The sequence below is a fragment of the Pseudorhodobacter sp. W20_MBD10_FR17 genome (assembly GCF_052119765.1).
Classification (GTDB): domain Bacteria; phylum Pseudomonadota; class Alphaproteobacteria; order Rhodobacterales; family Rhodobacteraceae; genus Pseudorhodobacter.
Genome location: NZ_JBGQOQ010000078.1, coordinates 1 through 4,951 on the forward strand (window position 1 = coordinate 1; position 4,951 = coordinate 4,951).

The window sequence follows — 4,951 nt, forward strand, 5'->3', positions numbered from 1 at the left end:
TGTCTCGCAACAACAAATCAACCAGATACGCCGCCAACCTTCAAACCGCCCAAACACCAGATTCAGTCATAGCTCGCGGCAACTCTGAACGCGGCCCAGCACCGCACATAAGGATCATTCTAGACGATTTTCGCCACTCAAAACACCATACCAGAGCTGCGCCATTTCGATGGAGTCTCGCAGGGTAAGGCAAGCATTGGAAAACGTTTGACCCGTTTCAACGCCGGACGGCGACACGCGCCCCGTGGAATCCCCCCAGAGGTGCTGATGTCAAAGAAACCGGCCTGAAGATTAGCGGCCTAACATGAAACGCTGCATACCCTAACAAGGCTGCAAAATGGCCGAAAAGTAGACGGCCTCTGACCGTGCGCTTGATTTCAAGCTTTGGTGTGTTAACACTCTGCACTCTGCCGCACAGTTCAAATATGAAGAGAGTTGCCATTTGCCCGTTACATTTATTTGCCTAGACCCACGCAAACTTAAACGGCAGTGGATGCAGACGATGTTGGGGGCAGCGGGCAACGTAACGTTTTTGAATTTGGCCCCGTTGAGTTTTGCGCGCTATAGTGAAGCAGACGACCGCGCAACGAAGGCGTTGGAAACAGCTAAAAAACAATATCAATCGGCGGCCATTAGGTGGGCAAAGCTTTGGCTGCTAAAGTGTCAGTACTCGGGTAGTCGCGCGTATTTTGCCCGCAATCCGGATGCTGTTGCTGTGGCATGGAACGGGCTGAACGGAACACGCCGTGTCTTTATGTAAGCCGCAAAAGATGCAGGCAACAAGACTTTGTTTTTTGAACTGGCCCCGTTTGCCGACCGGATAACCATTGCCCCCAAAGGGGTTAATTTTTCCAATGTGTTGCCGCGCAAAGTGGCCCCATATTTGGAATGGGCCGCGGCCAATGCTATTGATATTGAGGGCTGGCACAGCTTGCGCGATACGATCACGCAACGCAAACCACGGGTGGCTTCCAAAGTCACGCGCGAGGCTCCGCCATTACGCACGCCCTATATTTTTGTGCCCTTGCAGGTGCCCGGCGACAGCCAGCTTCGGATCAGTGGTGGCGCCTTCAAGACGGTTGAAGCCTTCGTTGATGCCATTTTGAAAGCAGCGGCAGGCTGCCCTGAAGGGTGGCAAATTCGGATCAAGGAGCATCCTTCCGCACGGCCATTTGTAAAAGACGCCATCGATAAGTTGGCTGCACCAAATGTCATCCTTGATAATGAGACCGACACGTTTGAGCAGGTGAAAGGGGCCGATGTTGTTTTAACCGTCAATTCATCGGTTGGGTTAGAGGCCATGTTCTTTGAAAAGGCTGTTGTCGCTTGTGGTGATTGTTTTTGGGCATTTGACGGTGTCGCAGCTTCTGCAAAGACGCCTAGTGCTCTTTCCCAAATGCTGTCAAATCCGACCACGATTTCGTTTGATCCCGCCGCGCGACACGCTTTTTTGACCTATCTTGATAAAATTTATTACCCTAAACTATCCTCACCCGAAAACGCCCGCATTGCTGAACGGATCAGTGGCGCTGATCAAGCAGGATTTTGGGCAATCCGCGAAACAGGAGAAAAGTAGTGCTTTTTTGGGCACGAAAAACGGCCTTGCGTGCCTCAAAAATCGACATCAAGCCCCCGACTGCGCAGGCCGATAGAACGGGTCTGGCGCTTGTAACCATCGTTCGCGACGAGGCCCCTTATATTGGGGATTGGTTGCGTTTTCATGCCTTGGCAGGCGTTACGGATTTTTTCATTTATGACAATCAATCCAGCGATCAAACCATCGAAATCGCAAAGTCGTTTGCGTCTTTAAATATCACAATCATCCCTTGGGCTCTGGATACGTCATCCCACAAACCCAAAATGGTTTTGCCGCGTCAAATCCTTGCCTACTGCCATGCAATTTCCAATTTTGGCGGCGCTTTTCGTTGGATGGGCTTCATCGATATTGACGAATATCTGGTCCCGAAAAACGATAACACCATTTTGGAAAGTCTGACGAAGCTGGAACATTTCACCAATATTTCCTTACCTTGGGTCATGTTCGGCCACGGTGGCCATGATACCATGCCAACCTCACCCGTACCTTTCTGCTATACGGAGCGGGCCAGCCACCAAACAGGAAAGTTGTTGAATTTCAAATGCATCGTTGACCCTTGTGACGTGACCCAAGTCAGCACGCATAAATTTGAAACCAAAACGATGGGCGCAAAAACTGCAAATATGAACGGTGCCGTGGCATGGAACAAAACCCGCGGCACTGCAGGGTTTACCACCACGGACGGTTTGCAATTGAACCATTATTACCTGCGATCAAGGGCTGAAATGGAACAGAAAATCTCTGGCCCCGCCGTTTCAGGAACGGAACACAGTAAACGCAAAGCCGCGATTTTGGAAAAAGCGGCCCAAATAGAGAAAATGGCCACGTTAGATACTTCGGCCACATCATTTTTACAGCGTCATGCCATTCTGACGGGCGACGATTTGCGCAAGGCCGTGCTATGATCCTCACCTTTCAGCACCTTCGTAATTCGAAAAATATTGGTGATTTTTCCTGTAGCCCGTTTGACTATTTTGATTGGGGCGATGCGACCGCAAAAGACATGCGAGAGGCATCCGAGCCGTATAATGTGAGTATTATGGGCGGCGGGAAGATCTTTGGCGGGATGGCGGCTGCGGCAGGCATAAACCTCGCTAGATCCCCCGAGCATATCGCCTGGGGTGTGGGGACGCGTCAGTCCTTTCCTATTTCGCTTAAATACTGGCGTGCGAGGAAGCTGTGCAGCTTGGTAGGCAGTCGAGATTGGGGCGATCGCCGCTACGATTTTGCGCCTTGTGTAAGTTGTATGTCGCCTTTGTTCGATCTGAACCTTCAGCCGGAACATGATGTGATCTTTTATTGTCATGGCGGAAAAACCGACACGCAAAACATCTCCATTCCAAACAACATCCCACGAAAAGCCAATAACGTTGGCAGTTTCGAAGATTCAATTCGCTTCATCGCCAGCGGCAAAACGGTGGTTTCAAACAGCTATCACGGGGTCTATTGGTCGCTTTTGTTGGGGCGCAAGACGATCTGCATTCCGTTTTCAAACAAATTTAACGCTTATCGGCTGCCACCTGCCTATGCCACTCCGAAAAACTGGCTGGCTAAACTGGACAGCGGCATCGCGCAGCCCGATATGCTTAACCTGTGTCGGTCAGCAACCCTTGATTTCAAAGCAAAGGTGGATGCGATTTTGGCTGAAAGGAAAGCCCCCTCATGACGCAAAATAGCTTTCGTATTGTCCTGTGTGTCGATGCAGGATTTTTTCACTTTTTACCGTCGCTTGAAAAAAACATCTTCAAACGCCAAGGGCAGTATCCGATCATCTATGATTTAGGGATGACAGATAAGCAGGTGAAACGTCTGAAAAGTGAGGTTGTCAAAATGGCGCCGCCGGAGGGGTACAAGGACAAGTCTTCAAGTGGTGCAATTAAAACGACCCATAAGCCGCGCTGTATCAGCCATTTTTTGGCGAATTTTTCCCAAGATGCTTTGTATATTGATGCGGATGTGGTGATTTTAGAAACGATCGTCGCCGATGAATTCATGGACGGTGATATTTGCGTGACCCCGCGACACCCCAAAGAAATGAAATCTGCAAAGCCCTATTTGAACGGAACATTAAACGCAGGCGTTATATTTTTTAAAAATACAATTCCCGTTCAAGAGGTGGTGAAGATCTGGGAAGCTGAATGCGATTCAAGTGACAAAAGTGACCAGATGGCGCTAAGTGACATTTTGGTTGACGCGGATATTAAGGCTGGCCCAGGGGTGGGACAAGCGCATGGCATTACCGTCCGAAAACTGCCCGCGACGATCTACAATGATGTGCGGTGCTCGACCGGAAAACTGTGGCACTTTAAAAACGCCGGGCGCCGGGCCAGCAAACGGAACAAGCGCGCAGTTGCCATCTTTCTTGCCAACTTCATGCCCAAAATTATGCAACTCTGGCTGTCCTACAAACGAAAATGTCTGACCGTAACATACTGATTTTCATAAAAATTTTTATAAAGCGGCGACATTCATTCACAAGTTATCGCTAAAAAAGAAAGAGAATTACTATGGGCATCGACTGCGCAACCTTTATTCAACTTTGTGAACTGTCTAGCCGTTTTAAGGTACAAGGCCGGTCATTGATGCTTGGGCGCCAAAAGCTGCGGTACTATCCCGGAAAACGAGAGTTTCGGATTCCCTACAAAGGATTGTTTCAGCGTGCATTGGATAAAAACGGCCACGCCTTAAAGATCGAAGAGATTATTCAACCCGACAACTACACTGAAAAGATGTTCACTGCACTTGGCCTTGGCGCGGTAGAGACGATGGACTTTTCCGATTATGAATTTGGGCCAGAGCCTGGTTTCAAAGGGCACCTTCATGATCTGAACACACCCGTCCCTTCAGAACTCCACAATAGTTTTGATTTCATTTTTGACGGGGGAACGCTGGAGCATATTTTTGATACGACTACGGCGCTTGAAAATATTTTTAGCATGCTTCGTCCCGGTGGGCGGTTTGTAGGGGTCAACCCACTGAACGGATGGCCTGGACATGGGATGTATCAGTTCAGCCCTGAGTTGATGTATTCTTTCTGGGTTCGTCGATGCGGGTGTGACGTTGTAAATTGCTATGCCATGAGCGAAAATCCGAGAGGCTATTTTAAGGTCTTGCGTGACCCTGAAACGCAAACAGGGCGCACAAAAATTGGCCACCGAATTTTGCTTTGGCGGCCCGTGCCGCGAGGCCGACTTCACCTGTATACCGAAGTTTCCAAGACCAATGAAAACCTTTCGACCGACACAGTTCAACAATCCAGCTATTCCCGTCGGTGGAAGGTAACCACCCCATTGGCACCGCCTGCCTGAGCTTGGGGCTTTGATCTAATACACGTGTTTAATGACGTCATTAGTG

6 protein-coding genes are annotated in these 4,951 nt (G+C 49.4%); all 6 read left to right on the top strand.

Annotated elements, in window-relative coordinates; genetic code table 11:
• The first annotated feature begins 493 nt into the window (after positions 1-493).
• The 6 genes from ACEN2J_RS20345 (at position 494) to ACEN2J_RS20370 (ending at position 4,905) form a co-directional block, all read left to right on the top strand.
• Positions 494-760, top strand: coding sequence for a hypothetical protein (locus ACEN2J_RS20345; protein ID WP_442108518.1), 267 nt, complete (start codon positions 494-496; stop codon positions 758-760).
• Between the two features lie 171 nt (positions 761-931).
• On the top strand, positions 932-1,576 hold the full coding sequence (locus ACEN2J_RS20350) for a capsular polysaccharide export protein, LipB/KpsS family (RefSeq protein WP_442108520.1): 645 nt from the start codon (positions 932-934) through the stop codon (positions 1,574-1,576).
• Entirely contained in the window at positions 1,576-2,502 is a 927-nt protein-coding gene (locus ACEN2J_RS20355) for a glycosyltransferase family 92 protein (protein WP_442108522.1), read from the top strand. Before ACEN2J_RS20350 ends, ACEN2J_RS20355 begins: the two co-directional genes overlap by 1 nt.
• Complete coding sequence (locus ACEN2J_RS20360; protein WP_442108524.1) at positions 2,499-3,263, top strand: hypothetical protein; 765 nt, start codon at positions 2,499-2,501, stop codon at positions 3,261-3,263. The genes ACEN2J_RS20355 and ACEN2J_RS20360 overlap by 4 nt, the downstream gene beginning before the upstream one ends.
• Entirely contained in the window at positions 3,260-4,033 is a 774-nt protein-coding gene (locus tag ACEN2J_RS20365) for a putative nucleotide-diphospho-sugar transferase (RefSeq protein WP_442108526.1), read from the top strand. The genes ACEN2J_RS20360 and ACEN2J_RS20365 overlap by 4 nt, the downstream gene beginning before the upstream one ends.
• 71 nt (positions 4,034-4,104) lie before the next feature.
• Positions 4,105-4,905, top strand: coding sequence for a class I SAM-dependent methyltransferase (locus tag ACEN2J_RS20370; RefSeq protein WP_442108528.1), 801 nt, complete (start codon positions 4,105-4,107; stop codon positions 4,903-4,905).
• Positions 4,906-4,951 lie beyond the last annotated feature (46 nt).